The sequence below is a fragment of the Pseudomonas sp. PWP3-1b2 genome, assembly GCF_049896045.1.
In the GTDB taxonomy this organism is placed as follows: domain Bacteria; phylum Pseudomonadota; class Gammaproteobacteria; order Pseudomonadales; family Pseudomonadaceae; genus Aquipseudomonas; species Aquipseudomonas antarctica_B.
In genome coordinates, this window is sequence record NZ_JAFCTN010000005.1 from 195,731 (window position 1) to 214,652 (window position 18,922).

18 protein-coding genes and 1 pseudogene are annotated in these 18,922 nt (G+C 61.6%); 6 read left to right on the top strand and 13 right to left on the bottom strand.

Annotation, left to right across the window (positions count from 1 at the left end; all coding sequences use genetic code 11):
* Positions 1–32: 32 nt before the first annotated feature.
* The 4 genes from ACP7A2_RS05610 to ACP7A2_RS05625 form a co-directional block, all read right to left on the bottom strand.
* Entirely contained in the window at positions 33–293 is a 261-nt protein-coding gene (locus tag ACP7A2_RS05610) for a hypothetical protein (RefSeq protein ID WP_426133420.1), read from the bottom strand.
* 324 nt (positions 294–617) lie between these two features.
* Entirely contained in the window at positions 618–1,076 is a 459-nt protein-coding gene (locus ACP7A2_RS05615; RefSeq protein ID WP_426133421.1) for an anti-sigma factor domain-containing protein, read from the bottom strand.
* Between the two features lie 421 nt (positions 1,077–1,497).
* Positions 1,498–2,175, bottom strand: coding sequence for an anti-sigma factor (locus ACP7A2_RS05620; protein WP_426133422.1), 678 nt, complete (start codon positions 2,173–2,175; stop codon positions 1,498–1,500).
* The gene (locus ACP7A2_RS05625) at positions 2,172–2,798 is read right to left on the bottom strand and encodes an RNA polymerase sigma factor (protein ID WP_348057471.1); all 627 of its coding nucleotides are present in this window, start codon (positions 2,796–2,798) and stop codon (positions 2,172–2,174) included. The genes ACP7A2_RS05620 and ACP7A2_RS05625 overlap by 4 nt, the downstream gene beginning before the upstream one ends.
* A 151-nt stretch (positions 2,799–2,949) precedes the next feature.
* Here ACP7A2_RS05625 and ACP7A2_RS05630 point away from each other — a divergent pair, with 151 nt between their 5' ends.
* Positions 2,950–3,522, top strand: a complete 573-nt coding sequence (locus tag ACP7A2_RS05630) for a DUF2780 domain-containing protein (protein WP_348057469.1) — start codon at positions 2,950–2,952, stop codon at positions 3,520–3,522.
* Here the strand turns inward: ACP7A2_RS05630 and ACP7A2_RS05635 are convergent.
* The gene (locus tag ACP7A2_RS05635) at positions 3,519–4,406 is read right to left on the bottom strand and encodes an acyltransferase (protein ID WP_426133423.1); all 888 of its coding nucleotides are present in this window, start codon (positions 4,404–4,406) and stop codon (positions 3,519–3,521) included. The two genes, ACP7A2_RS05630 and ACP7A2_RS05635, sit on opposite strands and share 4 nt — an antisense overlap.
* Before the next feature lie 169 nt (positions 4,407–4,575).
* Between ACP7A2_RS05635 and ACP7A2_RS05640 the strand changes: the two genes are divergently transcribed.
* From ACP7A2_RS05640 to creD, 4 genes are read left to right on the top strand one after another with little or no spacing between them, the layout of a single operon-like run.
* Positions 4,576–5,076, top strand: coding sequence for an ATP-dependent zinc protease (locus tag ACP7A2_RS05640; RefSeq protein WP_426133424.1), 501 nt, complete (start codon positions 4,576–4,578; stop codon positions 5,074–5,076).
* Positions 5,077–5,084: 8 nt separating this feature from the next.
* Complete coding sequence (gene creB, locus ACP7A2_RS05645) at positions 5,085–5,753, top strand: two-component system response regulator CreB (protein WP_426133425.1); 669 nt, start codon at positions 5,085–5,087, stop codon at positions 5,751–5,753.
* Positions 5,753–7,192: a two-component system sensor histidine kinase CreC gene (gene creC, locus ACP7A2_RS05650; protein ID WP_426133426.1), complete on the top strand. Its 1,440-nt coding sequence runs from the start codon at positions 5,753–5,755 to the stop codon at positions 7,190–7,192. The genes creB and creC overlap by 1 nt, the downstream gene beginning before the upstream one ends.
* Positions 7,193–7,243: 51 nt before the next feature.
* Positions 7,244–8,617 carry a cell envelope integrity protein CreD gene (gene creD, locus ACP7A2_RS05655; RefSeq protein ID WP_426133427.1) on the top strand — a complete coding sequence of 458 codons (1,374 nt, stop codon included), beginning with the start codon at positions 7,244–7,246 and terminating at the stop codon, positions 8,615–8,617.
* Positions 8,618–8,794: 177 nt separating this feature from the next.
* Here the strand turns inward: creD and ACP7A2_RS05660 are convergent.
* The 8 genes and pseudogenes from ACP7A2_RS05660 to ACP7A2_RS05695 all read right to left on the bottom strand — a co-directional run bounded on the left by ACP7A2_RS05660 (position 8,795) and on the right by ACP7A2_RS05695 (position 17,976).
* Positions 8,795–9,423: pseudogene (locus ACP7A2_RS05660) on the bottom strand (glutathione S-transferase).
* A gap of 165 nt (positions 9,424–9,588) precedes the next feature.
* Positions 9,589–9,771 carry a hypothetical protein gene (locus ACP7A2_RS05665; protein WP_426133428.1) on the bottom strand — a complete coding sequence of 61 codons (183 nt, stop codon included), beginning with the start codon at positions 9,769–9,771 and terminating at the stop codon, positions 9,589–9,591.
* Positions 9,768–10,871 carry a PepSY-associated TM helix domain-containing protein gene (locus ACP7A2_RS05670; RefSeq protein ID WP_426133429.1) on the bottom strand — a complete coding sequence of 368 codons (1,104 nt, stop codon included), beginning with the start codon at positions 10,869–10,871 and terminating at the stop codon, positions 9,768–9,770. The genes ACP7A2_RS05665 and ACP7A2_RS05670 overlap by 4 nt, the downstream gene beginning before the upstream one ends.
* 62 nt (positions 10,872–10,933) lie before the next feature.
* Positions 10,934–13,360: a TonB-dependent siderophore receptor gene (locus ACP7A2_RS05675; RefSeq protein ID WP_426133430.1), complete on the bottom strand. Its 2,427-nt coding sequence runs from the start codon at positions 13,358–13,360 to the stop codon at positions 10,934–10,936.
* Between the two features lie 207 nt (positions 13,361–13,567).
* Complete coding sequence (locus ACP7A2_RS05680; protein WP_426133431.1) at positions 13,568–14,530, bottom strand: FecR domain-containing protein; 963 nt, start codon at positions 14,528–14,530, stop codon at positions 13,568–13,570.
* Complete coding sequence (locus ACP7A2_RS05685) at positions 14,527–15,045, bottom strand: RNA polymerase sigma factor (RefSeq protein ID WP_375066574.1); 519 nt, start codon at positions 15,043–15,045, stop codon at positions 14,527–14,529. Before ACP7A2_RS05685 ends, ACP7A2_RS05680 begins: the two co-directional genes overlap by 4 nt.
* 292 nt (positions 15,046–15,337) lie before the next feature.
* Complete coding sequence (locus ACP7A2_RS05690) at positions 15,338–16,045, bottom strand: 3'-5' exonuclease (RefSeq protein ID WP_375066575.1); 708 nt, start codon at positions 16,043–16,045, stop codon at positions 15,338–15,340.
* Positions 16,042–17,976, bottom strand: coding sequence for a putative nucleotidyltransferase substrate binding domain-containing protein (locus ACP7A2_RS05695; protein ID WP_426133432.1), 1,935 nt, complete (start codon positions 17,974–17,976; stop codon positions 16,042–16,044). The genes ACP7A2_RS05690 and ACP7A2_RS05695 overlap by 4 nt, the downstream gene beginning before the upstream one ends.
* Before the next feature lie 255 nt (positions 17,977–18,231).
* Here ACP7A2_RS05695 and ACP7A2_RS05700 point away from each other — a divergent pair, with 255 nt between their 5' ends.
* Positions 18,232–18,678, top strand: a complete 447-nt coding sequence (locus ACP7A2_RS05700) for a response regulator (protein ID WP_348057442.1) — start codon at positions 18,232–18,234, stop codon at positions 18,676–18,678.
* The last annotated feature ends 244 nt before the right edge of the window (positions 18,679–18,922 follow it).

Here is an 18,922-nt window from a genome sequence, read left to right on the forward strand (position 1 = left end):
GACCCGTGGGTCGCCCTTTTTGCATCCTGAGATTAAGCCTGCAAGCGCCGGCTGATCACATCCAGCAAGTCGCAGCCGTCGCGCAGCGGTATGGCGCAGAGCAGGGCGAAGTCCTGGAGGACGAGGTTGTCGGTGTGCAGGCCTTCGCGAAACGCGAGGTTTTCCATGACTTGAGTGACCGCGCGGATGCGGTAAATAGCAGCGTCGTGGAGCACGTCCAAGGGGACTTGGGTGTCGATTAGCAGGGAAGGGGTGGTGCTGTTGTGGCCGGTGAGCGGCATGTATCGATTCATGTTGTAACCTTTATTCCAGAGAGTGAGGCTGCTACTCACACGTCGCCAAACGAATGGGTGGCAGCTGTACGCAGGTTGGCGAACCGGGGAATAAAGCAAAGCCGGCAGACCCGAAGGTCTCCCGCGCACAGCCGCCATAAAGCGACTTTACGCGTACAAAAAAACCTGCAAAGGAGCAGGCGCTTTTGCACACTTTATATCCACCGAGTCGCCAAACCCGTGTCGCCATGTGGACGACGGCCGAACTATAAGCGCCATCCTGCGCCAGGAGCAAGTCGCCTGGCTGATGGAGATCAAAATGTGGGAATTTGTATGGGTCGGTGCCTAGCGGTTGGCCAGCGCGCCTTGGTAAACCGTCGGCCCGGTCGGCTGTTTGCTGATCGATCCGCCTTTGGTTTCGGCGCTCACCATCAACTCCACCGGCTTGCTGATGGATGCCTGTTGGCGAGGGTTGAGCCCGATGATGCCTTTGCCATCTGTCGGCAACAGGCCCAGGGACACCGGCGTACCGTCTTCGGGAATGGCCCACAGTTCCAGGCTCTGGTCGGGCGCGGCGGCCGCCGCAGCGATCGGTTCTATTTCCAGGTAATCCTTGTGGGCCATGATTTGCGCGGCTGGCTGTTGCTCGGTGGTCAGCAGCGTAGCGGCAGATTTAACGCTGTCTTGGGTGTAAAACGCGGCGCCGACACCGGCAACCACCACCGCACATATGCCGATGAATAGGCGAGGGCCGCTCCAGAATGAAGGTGTGTGTTCCGTCACTTGGGGTTGGATCGCAGTCATTGGTCTTTTCCTGACAAATTGTGTAGTCAGTAAATGGACTCTGTTAACCGCGATGGGTTCCTGAACCCATCACCGCCGATCGTCGCCGACACAGTCGCCAGTATGACGTGCTTCATGAACGCTCTCCCGTGGCGTGCAGGAGAGTGATGGTGCGGGTGATACAGGGCGGAGGTCACTGTTAGAAGTGAAAGTTTTTAGAACCGTTTTTGTAGTAGTCGGTGCTGATTATTTCGATAAGCACCGAACGAGCGCTGAATCTGTGGCGAGCGGGCTTGCCCCGCGTTGGGGTGCGCAGCGGCCCTGAAACCCTACACGGTGAACTGCCTGGAAAAACGCGGTGATTCTATTGGGGCTGCTTCGCAGCCCAACGCGGGGCAAGCCCGCTCGCCACGACAAGCCCGTTTGTCACGACGGGTTCGCGTCAGCGAGTGGCCAGCGCGCCTTGGTATAGCACTGGTCCGGTTGGCTGCCCGGTGGGCGAGCCTCCGGTTGGCTCCAGGGTGATGGCGAGAGTCAGCGGCGCAGTCAGCAGCGCTTGCTGTGCCTTGCTCAACTGGATGTGGCCCTTGCCCGAAGCTGGCACCAGGCCCAGTGAAATCGGTTTGCCGCCGGCCGGAATCGCCCACAGTTCCAGCGCGCGCGTGGGTTCCAGCGCCGCCAGCGTCAGTGGCTCTACTTGCAGGTAATCGGCAAATGCCTGGACCCGCAGCGCCGGTTGCTGGCTGGCGTTGACCAGGGTGGCGGTGTACTGCGCGGTGTTGCTCTGCTGGTAAAGCACGCCGACAAACAGCGCCAGCACCACGGCGCACGCCGCCGCGAGGAAACGGAAACTCATCAGGAACGGCTTCTTCGCCGGCACGTGCAGCACCTGCGGCTCAATCCGCGCGTTGATGCCGGCACACACGTGATCGGGCACTGGCCGCTCGGGCAAGGTTCCGGTCAGGCTGGCCAGTGCATCCTGCCAGTGGCCCAGTTCTGCGCGCAGTGCGGCGTCGTCCAGCAGCAGGTGTTCAAAGCGCTTGCGCGCCATGGCGGGCATCAGCCCGATGGCGTAATCGGCAGCGAGGGCGCGGCGCAGGGCGGTGGTGTGATAGTTCATGATTCAAGGCACCTGCGCAGGCGCTCCATGCCGCGACGAATCCAGGATTTGACCGAGCCCAGCGGCGCGGCCAAGTGGTCGGCCAGTTCCGAGCACGACAGGCCCTGGAAGTAAGCCACGGTGATCGACTGGCGTTGCATGCCGTCGAGGGTGTCCAGGCAACGGTTGAGGGCGCGGGCTTCGCGCTCGCTGTCGAGCCTTTCGTCGGCGCCGGGGCTGTCGTCGAGCAAGGCGTCCTGCTGGCCGTCGGCCAAGGGTTGCTCGCGGTGTTTGCGCAGTTGGTCGATGGCCAGGTTGCGGGTGATGTTGACCATCCAGGTCATCGGCGCCGCCAGGTGCGCTTCGTAGCGTGAGGCGTTGTACCAGATGCGCACGAAGGCCTCTTGCAGCACCTCTTCGGCGAGGTCGGAGCGGCCCATGAAACGCAACGCAACACCGTGCAAGCGCGGCGACACGCGGCGGTAAAGGGTTTCAAACGCCTGGCGATTGCCCAGGGCGCATTGGGCCAGCAAAGGCCGCAACGGGTCAGCATCATGGGTGGAAATGGGGCTTCTCCAGGCTCGCGATCGAGGGCGGCGGGACGGCGCACGGTAGGCAGAGGGTAGTCCAGCTTGAACATTCATTCCATCCATCTCCGGGCGGTGCAAGCCTGATATACGCGCGGGCCGGTGATTTGGATGCGGCTTTTTCCGAACTGTTTCTGGTGTGGGAACATTCCTCCAGAACCGTCAGTCAAACGCCTGCTTTTAGCTCCTACATTCAGAGGTTGTCTTGATGAAGATTTCACGCGGTTTCGCCCTGTCCTGCCTGTTGACCGTGGCCGCCAGCCCGGTGTTTGCCGCAGGTTTCAGCCTGGGTGACGTGGCCAACGCCGTTTCCGGCGCACAGGGCAGCAACGACAAGGCGGCTGCCGCAGCGCCGAGCTCCCAGACCGCCGGCCTGCTGAGCGCACTGACCTCGCAACTGAACATCACCCCGGAGCAAGCCGTCGGCGGCACCGGCGCCATGCTGGGCCTGGCCAAGAACCAACTGAACAACACTGACTACTCGAAACTGAGCAAGAGCGTGCCTGGCCTGGATCAGCTGTCGGGGAGCAACTCCCTGGGCAGCCTCGGCGCCTTGAGCGGTTTGCTCGGCCAGACCGGCGGCAGCAAAATCAGCGGCCTGGACAGCATTTTGGGTAACGTGAAAAACACCAACGACCTGAACACCGCGTTCAGCGCGCTGGGCATGGACAGCGGCATGGTCAGCCAGTTTGCGCCGGTGATCCTGCAATACCTGGGCGGCCAGGGCGCCAATCAGTCGGTGCTGAGCAAGCTGGCCTCGGCCTGGGGCACTGGCAGCTAAAGCGCCTCTGCGCGCAGTTGCTCGATGCGCGCATCTTTCTCCTTCCAGAGCTGGTTCACCCAGTTCTGGACGGTCTGGCGAAACGCCGGATCATTCTCGTAATCCCCCTGCCACAACGCCGGGTCCAGTTCGCGCGTGCGGATGTCGATGATCACCTTCGGCACTGAACCGCAGAGCAAGTCCCAGAACCCCGGAATTTTTGCCTGCGGATAGACCACGGTCACGTCGAGGATCGCGTCCAGCTGCTCGCCCATTGCCGCCAGCACAAATGCCACGCCGCCTGCCTTGGGCTTGAGCAAACGCTTGAACGGTGAAGCCTGCTGCGCGCGTTTGGCCTCGTTGAAGCGCGTGCCCTCCAGGTAATTGACCACCGTTACCGGCTGGCGCTTGAACAGCTCGCAGGCCTGTTTGGTGATCTTCAAGTCCTGCCCGGCCAGTTCCGGGTGCCTGGCCAGGAACGCCTTGGTGTAGCGCTTCATGAACGGGTAATCCAGCGCCCACCAGGCCAGACCCAGGAAGGGCACCCAGATCAGCTCTTTTTTCAAAAAGAATTTGAAGAACGGCGTACGCCGGTTGAACGCCTGGATCAGCGCGGGAATATCCACCCAGGATTGGTGGTTGCTGATGACGAGGTAGGAGGTGTCGCTGCGCAAATCCCCGCCGCCGCGAATGTCCCACTGGGTCGGGATGCACAGCGCAAAGATCAGCTTGTCGATCTCGGCCCAGGTTTCGGCGATCCACATCACCGCCCGCGACGCCCAATCGCGTGAGCGCCCCGGGGCCACAAGCTTGAGCAGGGCAAACACCATCAACGGCCCGATCAGCACGAGCGTATTGAGCAATAACAGCAGTGTGACAAAACAGCCGGTGAGCAGGCGGCGCATAAGTAACTCTTGAAAGCTGTTGGGCGAGCCATGATAAGAGAGGTGAGTCGAGAGGCCAAATCCCAATTCGCCCGACGAATGTTTCACAATGTTCCCCGTAGGCTTGAAACTAACTAAGCAGTGCTTTTGCGGTCTAGAATCCGCCTACTTCTTTCGAGGAAATCACTTCGTGAAATTGCTCCTTGCCGCGTTCGCCCTGGTTGCCTTGCCCGTCATGGCCGCCGAACCGACCCTCTACGGTCGCTACGAATACATTCAATTGCCGGAAATCGGCCAGACCTTCAAGGCCAAGATGGACACCGGCGCGCTGACCGCTTCGCTGTCGGCCCGTGACATCGAAACCTTCCAGCGCGACGGCGACGACTGGGTGCGCTTCCGCATCGGCGGCAAGGATGCGAGCGACAAGGTCTACGAGCACAAGGTCTCGCGCATCAGCAAGATCAAAAGCCGCGCCGACGAAGACGAAGACAAGGACGAAGCCACCGTGGCCAAGCGCCCGGTCATCGACCTGGAAATGTGCCTGGGCAACGTCAAGCGCACGGTCGAGGTCAACCTCACCGACCGCAGCAGCTTCAACTATCCGCTGTTGATCGGCGCCAAAGCCCTGCGTGAATTCGGCGCGGCGGTGAACCCGGCCCGTCGCTACACTGCTGACAAACCGGACTGCTGACGGACCCCATGGCGCATATCCTGATTGTCGAAGACGAAGCGGCGATAGCCGACACGCTGATATTCGCGCTGCAAGGCGAGGGCTTTACCACCACCTGGCTGAGCCTTGGCCAGGAGGCGCTGGCCTATCAACGCCAGACCCCGGCCGACCTGATCATTCTGGACATCGGCCTGCCGGACATCAGCGGCTTTGAAACCTGCAAACAACTGCGCCGTTTCACTGAAGTGCCGGTGATGTTCCTCAGTGCCCGTGATGGCGAAATTGACCGGGTGGTGGGGCTCGAGATCGGCGCCGACGACTACGTGGTCAAGCCGTTCAGCCCTCGGGAAGTGGCGGCGCGGGTGCGCGCGATTCTCAAGCGCGTCGGCTCAGGCGTGGCGCCGGCTGTGTTTCAGGTCGATCTGGAGCGTATGCAGATCAGCTACCGCGGGCAGCCTTTAAGCCTTACACGCCACGAATTTCGTTTGCTGCAAAGCCTGCTGGAGCAACCCGAGCGGGTCTTCAGCCGCGAGCAATTGCTCGACGCGGTGGGCGTGCCCGCCGATGCGGGGTACGAGCGCAATATCGACAGTCACATCAAAAGCCTGCGCAGCAAGTTGCGCAGCGTGGCCGCCGATGCCGAGCCGATCCAGACCCATCGCGGCCTCGGCTACAGCTACAGCCCGAGCAACAGCTGATGCGCCTGGGGCTGCGGATTTTCCTGGTGTATGCACTGTTTATCGGCCTGACCGGTTACTTCGTGCTCAACACCGTGATGAAGGAAATCCGCCCCGGCGTGCGCCAGTCCACCGAAGAAACGTTGGTGGACACCGCCAACCTGCTCGCCGAGATCCTGCGCGATGACGTGAAAAACCGCACCCTCGGCGAAAGTCACTGGCCGCAATACCTCAAGGCTTACGGCAACCGTCAGCCCGGCGCGACCATCTGGGGCTTGCCAAAAAACCAGGTTAACCACCGCATTTATGTGACCGACGCCAAGGGCATCGTGTTGCTCGACTCCACGGGTGAAGCGGTGGGCCAGGATTACTCCAAATGGAACGACGTGTACCTGACCTTGCGCGGCGAATACGGCGCCCGCTCCACCCGCAACGAGCTGAATGACCCGACCTCGTCGGTGATGCACGTGGGCGCGCCGATTCGTGATAACGGGCAGATTATCGGCGTGGTCACCGTGGCCAAACCCAACAGCTCGTTGCAGCCTTATGTGGACCGCACCGAGAACCGCCTGCTGTGGTACGGCGCCGGGTTGGTGATTCTGGGCCTGCTGCTGGGCGCGTTGTTGTCATGGTGGCTGAGTGTTGCCCTCAGACGCCTCACCGCCTACGCCGAGGCCGTCAGCGAAGGTCGGCGTGCCGAGTTGCCGCATTACCGGGGCGGTGAACTCAAGCAGCTATCTACCGCTGTGGAGCACATGCGCACGCAGTTGGAGGGCAAGGCTTACGTCGAGCATTACGTGCACACCCTGACCCACGAATTGAAAAGCCCGCTGGCGGCGATTCGCGGTGCGGCGGAGCTGTTGCAGGGCGATATGACCCGCGAGCAGCAGCAGCGCTTCGTGGGCAATATCGACAGCGAAAGCGCGCGCCTGCAGCAGTTAATCGAGCGCCTGCTCAACCTGGCGCAAGTGGAGCAGCGCCAAGGCCTGGAAGAGCAGGTGAGTATCCCGTTGGCGGCGATGGTGGACGAGGTAATCAAGGCGCAATGCGCGCGAATCGAAGGCGCCGGTTTGCAGGTCGAGCAGACGATTGGCGCGCACGTGAAGGTGTTCGGCGAGCCCTTCCTGCTGCGTCAGGCCTTGGGCAATCTGCTGGATAACGCACTGGATTTCACGCCAGCCGGCGGGGCGTTGAGGTTCAGCGCGCTCGCGCAGCACAACGACGTGCGCGTCACGCTGTTCAATGAGGCCGCAGCGATTCCCGATTACGCGCTGCCGCGTCTGAGCGAACGTTTCTACTCGCTGCCACGCCCGGCCAGCGGGCGCAAAAGCACTGGGCTGGGCCTCAATTTCGTCGAGGAAGTGATGAAGCTTCACGGCGGCGCCTTGCAGATCGGCAACGTGCCCGGCGGCGTGCAAGCGGCGCTGCATCTCCACACAGTCTCCACATCCCCCACATAAATCCCCCATACGGGCTGCCCAGACTCTCCCCATCAAAACAGGGAGACACCCATGAACCGCAGCCTGCTTTTCAAACTTGGCGCGATTGCGCTGCTGATCCTGCTGTTGCTGATTCCGTTGCTGATGATCAACGGCATCATCGCCGACCGCCAATACGCTCGGGACAGTGTGCTGGAAGATATCGCCCGCAGCTCCAGCTACAGCCAGCGCCTCACCGGCCCGGTGATGGTGGTGCCGTATCGCAAGATTGTCCGCGAGTGGAAGCTCAATGAAAAACTCAACAAGCGCTACGAGGAAACCCGTGAAGTGCGCGGTCGTCTGTATTTCCTGCCGGAGCATTTCGCCCTCGACGGCCAGGTGCAAACCGAACTGCGCGCGCGCGGCATCTATCAGGCGCGGCTGTTCCATGCCGACAACCGCATCAGCGGGCGCTTTGTCTTGCCTGAGCAGTTGGGCATCAAGGAAGACTTCTCCGATTACACGTTTGAGCCGGCGTTTCTGGCGGTGGGCATCAGCGATATCCGTGGCATTGAAAACGCGCTGAAGCTTGAACTGGGCAGCCAGCGCCTGGAGTTTTCGCCGGGTACCCAAGTGGGTTGGCTGGGGGAGGGCGTGCACGTGGCGTTGCCGGAACAGGACAGCAAAAAACCGGCCACGCTGGACTTCGCTTTCGACCTGCGCCTGCAAGGCACCGAGCAGCTGCAAGTGGTGCCGGTGGGTAAAACCAGCCAGGTGTCGCTGGCCTCGAACTGGCCGCACCCGAGCTTTATCGGCAACTTCCTGCCGGCTCAACGCGACGTCACGGACAAGGGGTTTACCGCCAACTGGCAGACCTCGTTTTTCTCCACCAACCTGGAAGAAGCATTGCGCGGCTGTTCGGTCGACAAAGTCTGTGACGATTTCAACAGCCGCAGCTTCGGCGTGAACTTCATCGACCCGGTGGACCAGTACCTCAAGAGCGACCGTGCAATCAAATACGCGCTGCTGTTTATCGCCCTGACGTTTGCCGGTTTCTTCCTGTTCGAGGTGCTCAAGAGTCTGGCGGTACACCCGATCCAGTACGCGCTGGTGGGGGTTGCCCTGGCGTTTTTCTACCTGCTGTTGCTGTCGTTGTCCGAGCACATCGGGTTTGCCTTGGCTTACCTGATATCGGCGAGTGCCTGTGTGTTGTTGATCGGTTTTTACGTGTGCCACGTGCTGCGCAGTATCCACCATGGGCTGGGGTTTTCGGCGGGGTTGGCGGCACTGTACGGCTTGTTGTACGGGCTGTTGAGCGCCGAGGATTACGCGCTGTTGATGGGCTCGCTGTTGCTGTTCGGCCTGCTGGGCACGGTGATGGTGCTGACGCGCAAACTGGACTGGTATGGCGTGGGCAAGCGTCAGGTGCAAGCGCCGTTGAGGTTTGAGCTGGAGGAGGTGCAATGATCGGTTTGCGCGAAGATCAGCAGATGAGGGAGCAGTTGATCACTTATCTCAACGCGGCCACCGCCGGCTACTGTGGGAGCGGGCTTGCCCGCGATAGCGGTTGGCCAGTCAGCGATGCGCCGCCTGACACTCCGACATCGCGGGCAAGCCCGCTCCCACAGTGGAGAAAGGTGGGCGTTAGAGGGGCGGCTGGGTCTGCTGCATCGACGGCCGCTGGCTGACCTCGGCGTACCAGGCGGCAAGCTTGGGATTGGCATCACGCCATTGCAGGTCCGGGTGGCGGAAGTCGAGGTAACCCACGGCACAGGCCACGCTGATCGCGGCGATATCGAAGTGGCTGGTCAGCTCGGCCACGGCGTCCTGTTCCAGCTCGGCGACACTGCGGCGGATTTTGTTGCGTTGCTCATCCAGCCATTGGTCCCAGTGTTTTCCGCCGGGCGCAGGGTGGTCTCATAGCGCACCAGCACGGCGGCATCCATGATGCCGTCGGCCATCGAGGCCAGGGTCAGGCGGCGCCAGCGGGCCGAGCCGTCGCGGGGGATCAGCGGGTTGCCGACATGCTGGTGGTCAAGATAGTCGAGGATCACCCGGCTGTCGTGCAACACGCTGCCATCGGCCAGGCGCAGGGCCGGGATCTTGCCCACGGGGTTGCCCTGCACCAGTTGCGCATCCGGGTTGACCGGCGTTGGCATGCAGTCCTGCAGGGTCACGCGGTCTTGTTGGCCGGTTTCGGCCAGCAACACGCGAACCTTGCGCACGAAGGGTGAGGCGGGGTTATGAAACAAGGTCATGCTGGGGGCGGACATGGGCATTCCTCGAAATGGGCTGTGGCTAGCCTAGAGGGTTGCTCGGTGGCTGGCGAGCAGGAATTTTGGTGTTTGAGAGGGCCTCATCGCAGGCAAGCCAGCTCCCACCTTTTTGATCTGTAAACCCGCTCAAAGGTGGGAGCTGGCTTGCCTGCGAAAGCGCCATTAGCCGCGCCGCTTAAACAACCCCCATACACTGACGGCAGCCGGTACCCCCAACCCCACCCAGCTGAGCGAATCCCACAGCCCATCCCCCAGCAACGCCGCAAACAACCCGGCTGCACTGAGCAGGCCAATCCCCAGCGGCGCACCAAATACCTTCCAGAAATTCGACTGGCGCGGCTTCATGCCCTGGCCGCCTTGCGCCGCACAATCCACAGGTACACCCCACTGCCCAGCACGATGATGGTCAGCACATCCAGCACCGCCCACAGGATCTTCATCGGCATGCCGCCATAGTCGCCAAAATGCAGCGGCTGGGACATGCCCATGGCGTCCATGTACCACGGCCGTTCGGCGATGGCGGTGACGGCCAGGGTGCTGGCGTCGATCAGTACCGGCGTGAGCAAGTGGGACGTCAAATGCGTGCCGCCCTTCATGAACACCGCGTAATGGTGCTCGCTGGAAAAGCGCGTGCCGGGGAAGGCGATGAAGTCCGGTTGCATACCGGGCGCGGCCTTGGCGGCGATGGTCAGCAGGTCCGTGGCCGGCGCGCGCAGGGTCAACGGTGGCGCGTTTTTGTAGGGTTCGATCATCGCGCTGAGGCTGTCCTGGCGCCAGGCGGCGATGATCAGGTCGGCGCAGGCGCTGATCACGCCGGTCACTCCCACCACCAGCGCCCAGGTCAGCGTGACCACGCCGATCAGGTTGTGCAGGTCGAGCCAGCGCAGGCGCGTGGACTTGTCCTTGCGCACGGTGGCGAACTCCAACCGGCGCATAAACGGCAGGTACAGCACCGTGCCCGAAACAATCGCCATCACAAACAAAATGCCCATGAACGCCAGCAGCAACTTGCCCGGCAGGCCGACGAACATGTCGGTGTGCAGGCGCAGCAGGAACAGGGTCAACCCGCCGTTGGCCGCCGGGGTTTCCACGGCGTCGCCGGTGCGCGCATCGAGCATGAAGGTGTGGGACGCGTTGGGCTCGGTACCGGCGGTGGCGGCCATGATCGCGATCACGCCGTTCTTGTCGTCCTCGTCCCAGGCCAGGTATTGCAGCGCCTCGCCGGGTCGATGGGCCTGGGCTTTGGCTACCAGCTGTTCCAGGTTGAGCTGTGGCGTGTCGGCCGGCATCTGCGCCAGTTCGGGCTCGTTGCCCAGCAGATGGTCGATCTCGTGGTGAAACACCAGCGGCAGGCCGGTGAGGGCGAGCAACAGCAGGAATACCGTGCAGATCAGGCTGGCCCAGGTGTGGATGAAGGACCAGCGGCGGATGGTTTTGCTTTTCATTTTCCAGCCTTCAGACATGCCGAAGCCGCCCCGGAGGACGGCCTGGCTGTTAACTCAGCCGATCACCACTGGTAAGTGGCGCTGGCAACGACGCTGCGCTGGTCGCCAAAGTAGCAGTAGTTGCCGTCGCAGGTAGACAGGTAATCCTTGTTGAACAGGTTGGTGGCGTTGAGTTTGACCGACGCACCTTTGAGGCTGTTGTCCAGGCGGCCAAGATCGTAGTGCACCGCGCCGTCGAACACGGTGTAGGCGTTGGCCTTGCCCAGCCAGGTGTTGGCCTGATCGCCGTAGGTGTTGCCGGTGTAGCGGGCGCCGAAGCCGATGCCGAAGCCATCCAGTACGCCGCTGTGCCAGGTGTAGTCGGTCCACAGCGAAGCTTGCTGGTTGGGCATCAGGGTCAGGCGATTGCCTTTGTAGATGCCTTTTTGCACTTCGGACTTGGCCAGTGTGTAGGCGGCGATCACCTTGAGGTTCTCGGTCACGTCAGACACGGCTTCCAGTTCCAGGCCCTTGACCTTCACTTCGCCGGTCTGGCTGTTGATTTGCTGGTTCCCCGCGCCGAGGGTGGTCACCTGCACATTCTTTTGGGTCAGGTCATAGACCGCCGCGCTCAGCAGCGTATTGGAGCCGGGCGGCTGGTACTTGACCCCCATTTCCCATTGCTTGCCTTCCGTCGGCTTAAACGTCTTGAGCGCATTTGTATCTGCGTTGCTCGCCGGTTGGAATGATTCGGCGTAAGACACGTACGGTACGACGCCTGAGTCGAAGACATAGCTCAGCGCCGCATTGCCACTGAAATGGCTGATGCGGTCAGTGTTGGTCGCATCGTTATCGTTGAAATAGGTGGTGCCCTGATGCACCCAGTCTTCACGGCCACCCAGGGTCAGGCGCCACTTGTCCAGAGCCATTTGGTCTTGAACATAGAGGCCGGTTTGCACGGTTTTCTGGTTGTAATTGTAGAAGGCGCTGTTAGTCGGACGCAGCGTTGGCTGGGTGTTGACGGGGTTGAAAATATTGGTGCCGGACGCGAGGCCGTAGATCGCGCGATAAGACGTATCGGTGCGTTGATGATCCAGGCCCAGCAGCAAGGTGTGGGTGATATCGCCAGTGGCAAAGTCGGCCTGGAAGTTGTTATCCACAGCAAACTGGCCAATGCTTTCGTCAACGTTAGTGGTAGACCGGCTGATATTGCCCGCCGCATCAGCGGGGGAGTAGGCAAAGGAGCCTACGGTTAACTGCTGGAAGTCCAACTCGGATTTGGTGTAACGCAGGTTCTGCTTGAACTGCCAGGTATCGTTGAAGCGGTGTTCGAACGCGTAGCCCAATGCGTAGTAGGTGCGGTCGTAGAACTCGTAGTCCGGGTCGCCCAGGTTTTTGTGGTGGGAAACCTCGCCCAGCGGCGATTTGATCTTGGTGCCCTGGATCGGCATGAACTGGCTGGTGGTGCCGGTATCGTCGCGCGTGAATTGCGACAGAAAGGTCAACTGCGTGTCGGGATCGATGTTCCAGGTCAGGCTCGGCGCAATGTTGTAGCGCTTGTTGTCGATGTGATCGACCTGAGTGCCGGCATCGCGTACTACGCCGCTGAGGCCATAGAGGAACTGGCCTTCATCATCAATCTTGCCGGTGCTGGCGAAGTTGATTTGACGGTAGTTGTCGCTGCCATATTGCGCCTGGATGGCGTTGCTGGATTCAGCGCTGGGACGACGACTGACCATGTCCAGCAAACCGCCTGGCGGTGTTTGGCCGTAGACAGAGGACGCCGGGCCACGCAACAGGGCCAGGCGATCCAGATTCCAGGTTTCGGCTTTTGGGTTGGCGTAAACGCCGCGCGGCAGAGGCAGGCCGTCGAGGAATTGCGTGGGTTCGAAACCGCGTACGCGCATCCAGTCGTAGCGGGTATCGCTGCCGTAGCTGGAAGACACGATGCCGGGCATGTATTTAACCGCGTCATCCAGATTCTGGACGTTGCGGTCCTGCATCTGCTGGCGGGTGGCGACGGAGATCGAGCGCGGTGCTTCGACCAGTGCGGTGTCGGTCTTGGTGCCTGCGGCGGTGCGGGTGGCCAGGTAGCCTTGAACGGGGCCCCATGCACTTTCAAAGTCGCCCTGGCCGGTGATACTGGTTTGCGGCAGCGCCACTACACCGTCCGGAATCGCCACCAGCGTAAACGTCCCGGCGCTGCTCTGCTCCAACTGCAACCCGGTGCCCCGCAACGCTTCACGCAGCGCACCCTGTGCATCGAACTGGCCTTTAACCGGGGCCGAGGTTTTGCCCGCGGCCAGCGCTGGGTTGAGCGTCAGCGCGAGGCCGGCCTGGCTGGCGATCTGGTTCAGGTTGGTGGCCAACGGTGCAGCCGGCAGGTTGTAGGCGCGCACGCTGGAAGCCTGTTCGGCGGCGATCAGCGAGGTGCTGGCCAGCGGGACGCTGAGGGCGATGGCCAGGGTTAACAGGCTGGGACGCAACAGGGTGTCGAGCGTGCGGGACATGGGGAAGGCTCCTGAATGGAAATATTTCTCAATTGCCTAGGTGCCGAGTGAGAATCGAAAAGTGATAGGGCGGGGTGAAAATATTTTTTTGGGGTGTTCCTTGGGGCCCTATCGCAGGCAAGCCAGCTCCCACAATTGACGGTGTTCACTCAGCAAAATGTGGGAGCTGGCTTGCCTGCGATAGCCATTGCCCAAGCACCGCAGGTCCTAAGGCTTGCCCTTAACCGTCACCCACCACGGCGTGTGCTGCTTGATCTGCACTGGCAGGGTCGGCAGCAGGGCATTCAGCGCCAGCGTGGTGTCGTGCAGCGGGAAGCTGCCGGTGATGCGCAAGTCGGCCACGGTTTTATCCACACCCAGATAACCGGTGCGGTAACGGCTCAGCTCGTTGATCACATCGCCCAGGCGAGCGTTGTCGACCACCAGCATGCCGCGCGTCCAGGCGTCGGTGGCGGGGGTGACGGCCAGCGCAGGGCCGAGGCCGTCGCTGCGCATCAGCACTTGCTGGCCTGCCTTGAAGATCTGTTCCTGGTGCAACGCCTCAGGTTGAGCGGCCACGGCGGACTGCAGCACGCTCAGGCGCGTGGCGGCGTCTTCGCGCTTGACGATAAACCGCGTGCCCAGCGCCCGCAGGCTGCCGTCGCGGGTTTGTACATAAAAGGGCCGCGAATCGTTGTGGCCGGTTTCGACGAGAATTTCGCCTTCCTGCAACACGATCAGTCGGCGCTTTTCATCAAAGCGCACGTCGATGGCGCTGTGGGTATTGAGGTTGATCAGCGTGCCGTCTGCCAGTTTCAGCGTGCGCTGCTCGCCGGTGGCGGTGCGTTGGTCGGCCAGCCAATAGTGGATCGGCACGTAGCGTTCACCGGCAAACAATGCCAGGCCAATCACCAGCGCGACACTCGCCAGGCCGCTGCCCAGCTTGCGCACACGCTGGCGAATACCCTCGCGCGAGTGCAACAACGCCGCCCGCGCCGGGCCCGAGGCGGCGCTGAAACGCTGGTCGAGCATGCCCAACTGGCGCCAGGCGCGGGCGTGTTCTTCATGGCCTGCCAGCCATTTGTCGAACTCCTCACGCTCAACCGCGCTGCCGTCGCCTGAATCAAGGGACAGTTGCCAGGCAATCGCCGCATCCAGTACGCGGGCCGAGACCGGTTTGGCGCCGGTCACAGCGGCTCGCCATACAGGGCGATGTAGCACTGGCGAATGCCCTGGGCCAGGTATTGGCGCACGCGCGGCACTGACACGCCGAGGCGCGTGGCGATTTCTGCGTGGCCAAGGCCGTCGAGGCGGTTATAGAGGAAGGCGGCGCGGGCCTTGCTCGACAGCTTGCCGAGCAGGCGGTCGATGGCCTTGAGGTCTTCGAGGATCAGTTGCTGTTCTTCGGGCGAGGGGTGTTCGCTTTCCGGGATCAGCATCAGTTCGGTGAGGTAGGCCTGTTCCAGTGCGGCGCGACGGAAGTAGTCGAACAGCAGGCCTTTGGCGATGGCTACCAGAAACGCGCGCGGCTCGCGGGGTTCGCGCAGCTCGTCACGGCCCAGCAGGCGGATGAACGTGTCCTGGCTCAGGTCTTCGGCGCGGCTCGGGCACGCCACGTTGCGCCGCAGCCAGGCCAGCAGCCAGCCACGATGGTCGCGATACAACGCGCCAACAAGCTCACTGCGTGGGGTCTGGGCCGACGACAAGGCATCACCAAATAAACGGAGAGTTTAAACTAACGAGAATTATTCGCGATTGTGTCAGAGGCGCAAGGCGGGCGCAATTGGCGTTTGTCGGGTAGCGACTGCCGAGGGTGGTGAGCTGGCTCGTCTGGTGAGCGGGCTTGCCCCGCGTTGGGGCGCGAAGCGACCCCAGCAAGTACGCCGCGGTGCATCAGTCGGAATCAGGCCATCCGGTTTTGGGGCTGCTGCGCAGCCCAACGCGGGGCAAGCCCGCTCGCCACAGAAGCCCACCGGCCACAGAGGCCCGCTCACCCCATTAGAAAGTGGGCGTTTGTTTACGGCGTTTCCATTGGCTCAAGCGCTCTTGCAGTACCTGCGGGCTGTCGATGTGTTGGCGGCTGGCGCGGCTGAACAGGATGAGCATCAGCTCGGCCGTGGCCAAGGCATCGGCGCTGGCGTGGTGGCGTTCGCCGACCTGCAGTTTGAAGTGGCTGATCCAGTCGTCGAGCCCGGCTTCACGAATGTTGGCGTCGGGGCACAGCAGCGGGGCGATGTCGGCTACATCCAGAAATGGATGAGCCAAGCGGTAACCCAGGCTGTCTTTGAGCGCCCGGCACAGCATGTGTTGGTCGAACGGCGCGTGAAACGCCAGCAACGGGCTGTCGCCGACAAACTCCATAAAATCCAGCAGCGCTTCCACCGGGTCGCTGCCGGCGGCAATCGCACTTGGCCCCAGGCCGTGAATCAACACGCTGGGGCTGAGTTTTGTTTCGGCGCGGTGCAGGGTGCGTTCGAACAGTTGGGAAAAATCCACCGCGCCGTCGTCGATGACCACGGCGCCGATGGACAGCACCTGGTCACGGTTGAGGTTCAGGCCGCTGGTTTCCAGGTCCACGACGACCCAGCGCTGGCTGCGCAATGGCCCGTCGCCCAGCGCGCCGGGTGTGGGCAATTGCTCGAGCCGCCGCTGTTGCACTGCGTCGAGCCCAGGCTTTTTCGTACGCAGCCAGCCGAACAAACTCACAGCTGATACCGAAATGTCAGGCTGCTTTGCAGGCGCTGGGCCTGGCGCAGGGATTCTCGCAGGATGCGCCGGTCCAGGTGGTTGAGGCTGTCGGGGTCAACGCGGTTGGAATACGGCTGGTTCTCGCGGGTTTGCAATTGGTGCTGCTGCATGCGGGTTTGCTGGATGAAATGGTAGGCCTCTTCATAGGCGGCGCCGTCCAGCGGCTCGATGACTTCCTTGGCCACCAGTTGGCGCAGGCGCTCCAGGGTGTTGTTGGCGTGGATGCCATTGGCCAGGGCCAGCAAGCGTGCGCCGTCGACAAAGGGCGTCAGGCCCTGCACCTTCAAGTCCAGCGTGGCTTTTTCCCCACCTTTACGGGTCAGCACGAACTCGCGAAAGCGCCCTACGGGCGGGCGCTGGCGCAAGGCGTTTTCGGCGAGCATGCGCTGGAACAGCCGGTTATCCGCGACCTGATCAAGGATGCCCTGGCGCAATTGTTCGCAGCCCTGTTCATCGCCCCACACCACCCGCAGGTCGAAATAGATACTCGACCCCAGCAGGTTCTCCGGCGTCGCTTCGCGGATAAACGCCGCAAACCGCCGCGCCCACTCAGCCCGCGACAGGCACAGTTCTGGGTTGCCGGCCATGATGTTGCCCTTGCACAGGCTGAAGCCGCACAGCGCCAGGCTCTGGTTGATCTGCTGCGCCAGGGGCAGCAGCCGCCCGCGAATTTCGGCGGCTTGGGCGGCGTCTTTGGCCTCAAACAGGATGCCGTTGTCCTGGTCGGTAAACAGCGTCTGCTCACGCCGCCCTTCGCTGCCGAAACACAACCAGCTGAAGGGCACGCCGGGGTCGCCTTTCTCGGCGAGGGTGAGTTCGATGACCCGGCACACGGTGTGATCGTTAAGCAGCGTAATGATGTGGGTGATCTGGGTGGACGATGCGCCGTGGGCCAACATGCGTTCCACCAGTTGGCCGATCTCACCGCGAATGGCCACCAGGTTTTCTACCCTGGGCGCATTGCTGATGGTACGGGCCAGGTGCACCAGGTCGACCCGTTGCAGGGAAAACAGATCGCGTTCCGACACCACGCCGCACAGGCGCTGATCCTTGACCAGGCACACGTGGGCAATGTGCCGCTCGGTCATGGCGATGGCGGCATCGAAGGCGCTGTGGTCGGGCGTCAGGAAAAACGGCGCCTGGGTCATGTGATGTTCGATGGCCTGATCGAAATCGCGGGTGCCGTCGGCCACCACCTGGCGCAGGTCGCGCAGGGTGAAGATGCCCAAGGGTGTTTTGTGTTCATCAACAATCACGATGCTGCCCACTTGCTGTTCATGCATCAGCGTCACCGCTTCGCGCAGCGGCGTGTTCGGGCTGCAGGAGACGGGATGGCGCATGGCCAATTCGCCCAGGCGGGTGTTCAGTGAATATTGGGTGCCGAGGGTCTCCACGGCTTTTTGCTGCACCTGCTGGTTGACCTGATCAAGCAGGCTGCTGACGCCGCGCAAGGCAAAATCGCGAAACGCGCTGGAGAGGGCAAACAGCTTGATGAAGGCCGGCTTGTTCAGTTGCAGGCAGAAGGTGTCTTCGGCGGCCTTGTGTTCGGTACGGGTGGCGCGCTCGCCCAACAGCGCGGCGAGCGGGAAGCACTCGCCGGTGGTGATTTCAAAGGTGGTTTCGGCCCCTTCCTGATTCAGCAGCGGCCGTTCACCGACCACCCGGCCTTGCTTGACGATATAGAAGTGCTCAACCGGCCCGCCCGAGGGCTTGAGGATGCTGTCGCCTGGGCCATAAAAGCGCAGTTGGCACTGCTCCACCAAAAACGCCAGGTGCGCGTTTTCCATCTGGTTGAACGGCGGGAAGCGTTGCAGGAATTGCAGGGTGCCGTGAATGTTCTGCAACACGGCGGTTTTTCCCGCCTGTGTAAAAGCATCAGCTTTACTCATAACAGTGACCGCATTTTTATTGTCGTTATCAGCCGTCATCGTCGACCCCCGCGCGGCGGGTGCCCATTGGACGTAAGTCTAGGTAGAGGAAATTCGCACCGAACTAGGGAAAAGCCTTACATGACTATCGTACAAAACCCGTAGAACGCCCACTAGGCAAACTTTCCGACGAAGTGCACATTGATCGCCCTTCCGCAGATGTCTGACGAGTGTGACGAGAGTGCTGCGAGTTTGACGAGAATTGCTGAGAAACGTATGTCCGACCACGATATTTTGAGTGATGACGAGCGCGAGGCGCTGAGCGCCGTAATGCTGGAGCCTGATTTACCGCCACAACGCGTATTGATTGTTGACGACGACAAAGACGCGCGTGAACTGCTGGCGGAGATCCTTGGGCTGGACGGTATTCGCTGCATGACCGCCAACAGCGGCGAGTCTGCGTGGGACTTGCTGAGCTCGAGCAGCTCCATCGGTTTGTTGATCACTGATCTGCGCATGGCGCCGAGTAATGGGTTGGAATTGATCCGCAAAGTACGCAGCTCTACCCGCGCAGCATTGCCGATCATCGTGGTGTCGGGGGATGCAGAAGCGCCGGATGTGATTGATGCGATGCATTTGAGCGTGGTGGATTTCCTGCTCAAGCCGATTGATAGCGTGAAGTTGGCGAAGATGGTCAAGCGGGAACTGGGGATGGCTTCCTGACTTTTTGGGGGAATGTGACGGCCTCATCGCAGGCAAGCCAGCTCCCACACGTGAAGGTATTCTCAAATCAAACTGTGAGAGCTGGCCGCCTGCGATGAGGCCCACTCGATCCATCTGAAACTCAAAAAAAAGCCCCGATCTTTCGATCGGGGCTTTTTCATTTACAGTGTCTCGCCCTGAATAAGGTTTACACCTTCTGAAGTCTTATCAGGACGGTGTAATGGATACGGGCGCGAAACGCAGT

What these genes read in the sequence shown, in the direction of transcription:
- creC (WP_426133426.1), top strand. Translation starts at nt 5,753, where the DNA reads ATGCGCCTGGGGCTGCGGATTTTCCTGGTGTATGCACTGTTTATCGGC.
- ACP7A2_RS05610 (WP_426133420.1), bottom strand. Translation starts at nt 293, where the DNA reads ATGAATCGATACATGCCGCTCACCGGCCACAACAGCACCACCCCTTCC.
- ACP7A2_RS05615 (WP_426133421.1), bottom strand. Translation starts at nt 1,076, where the DNA reads ATGACTGCGATCCAACCCCAAGTGACGGAACACACACCTTCATTCTGG.
- ACP7A2_RS05630 (WP_348057469.1), top strand. Translation starts at nt 2,950, where the DNA reads ATGAAGATTTCACGCGGTTTCGCCCTGTCCTGCCTGTTGACCGTGGCC.
- ACP7A2_RS05620 (WP_426133422.1), bottom strand. Translation starts at nt 2,175, where the DNA reads ATGAACTATCACACCACCGCCCTGCGCCGCGCCCTCGCTGCCGATTAC.
- creB (WP_426133425.1), top strand. Translation starts at nt 5,085, where the DNA reads ATGGCGCATATCCTGATTGTCGAAGACGAAGCGGCGATAGCCGACACG.
- ACP7A2_RS05675 (WP_426133430.1), bottom strand. Translation starts at nt 13,360, where the DNA reads ATGTCCCGCACGCTCGACACCCTGTTGCGTCCCAGCCTGTTAACCCTG.
- ACP7A2_RS05665 (WP_426133428.1), bottom strand. Translation starts at nt 9,771, where the DNA reads ATGAAGCCGCGCCAGTCGAATTTCTGGAAGGTATTTGGTGCGCCGCTG.
- creD (WP_426133427.1), top strand. Translation starts at nt 7,244, where the DNA reads ATGAACCGCAGCCTGCTTTTCAAACTTGGCGCGATTGCGCTGCTGATC.
- ACP7A2_RS05695 (WP_426133432.1), bottom strand. Translation starts at nt 17,976, where the DNA reads ATGAGTAAAGCTGATGCTTTTACACAGGCGGGAAAAACCGCCGTGTTG.
- ACP7A2_RS05700 (WP_348057442.1), top strand. Translation starts at nt 18,232, where the DNA reads ATGTCCGACCACGATATTTTGAGTGATGACGAGCGCGAGGCGCTGAGC.
- ACP7A2_RS05635 (WP_426133423.1), bottom strand. Translation starts at nt 4,406, where the DNA reads ATGCGCCGCCTGCTCACCGGCTGTTTTGTCACACTGCTGTTATTGCTC.
- ACP7A2_RS05625 (WP_348057471.1), bottom strand. Translation starts at nt 2,798, where the DNA reads ATGAATGTTCAAGCTGGACTACCCTCTGCCTACCGTGCGCCGTCCCGC.
- ACP7A2_RS05670 (WP_426133429.1), bottom strand. Translation starts at nt 10,871, where the DNA reads ATGAAAAGCAAAACCATCCGCCGCTGGTCCTTCATCCACACCTGGGCC.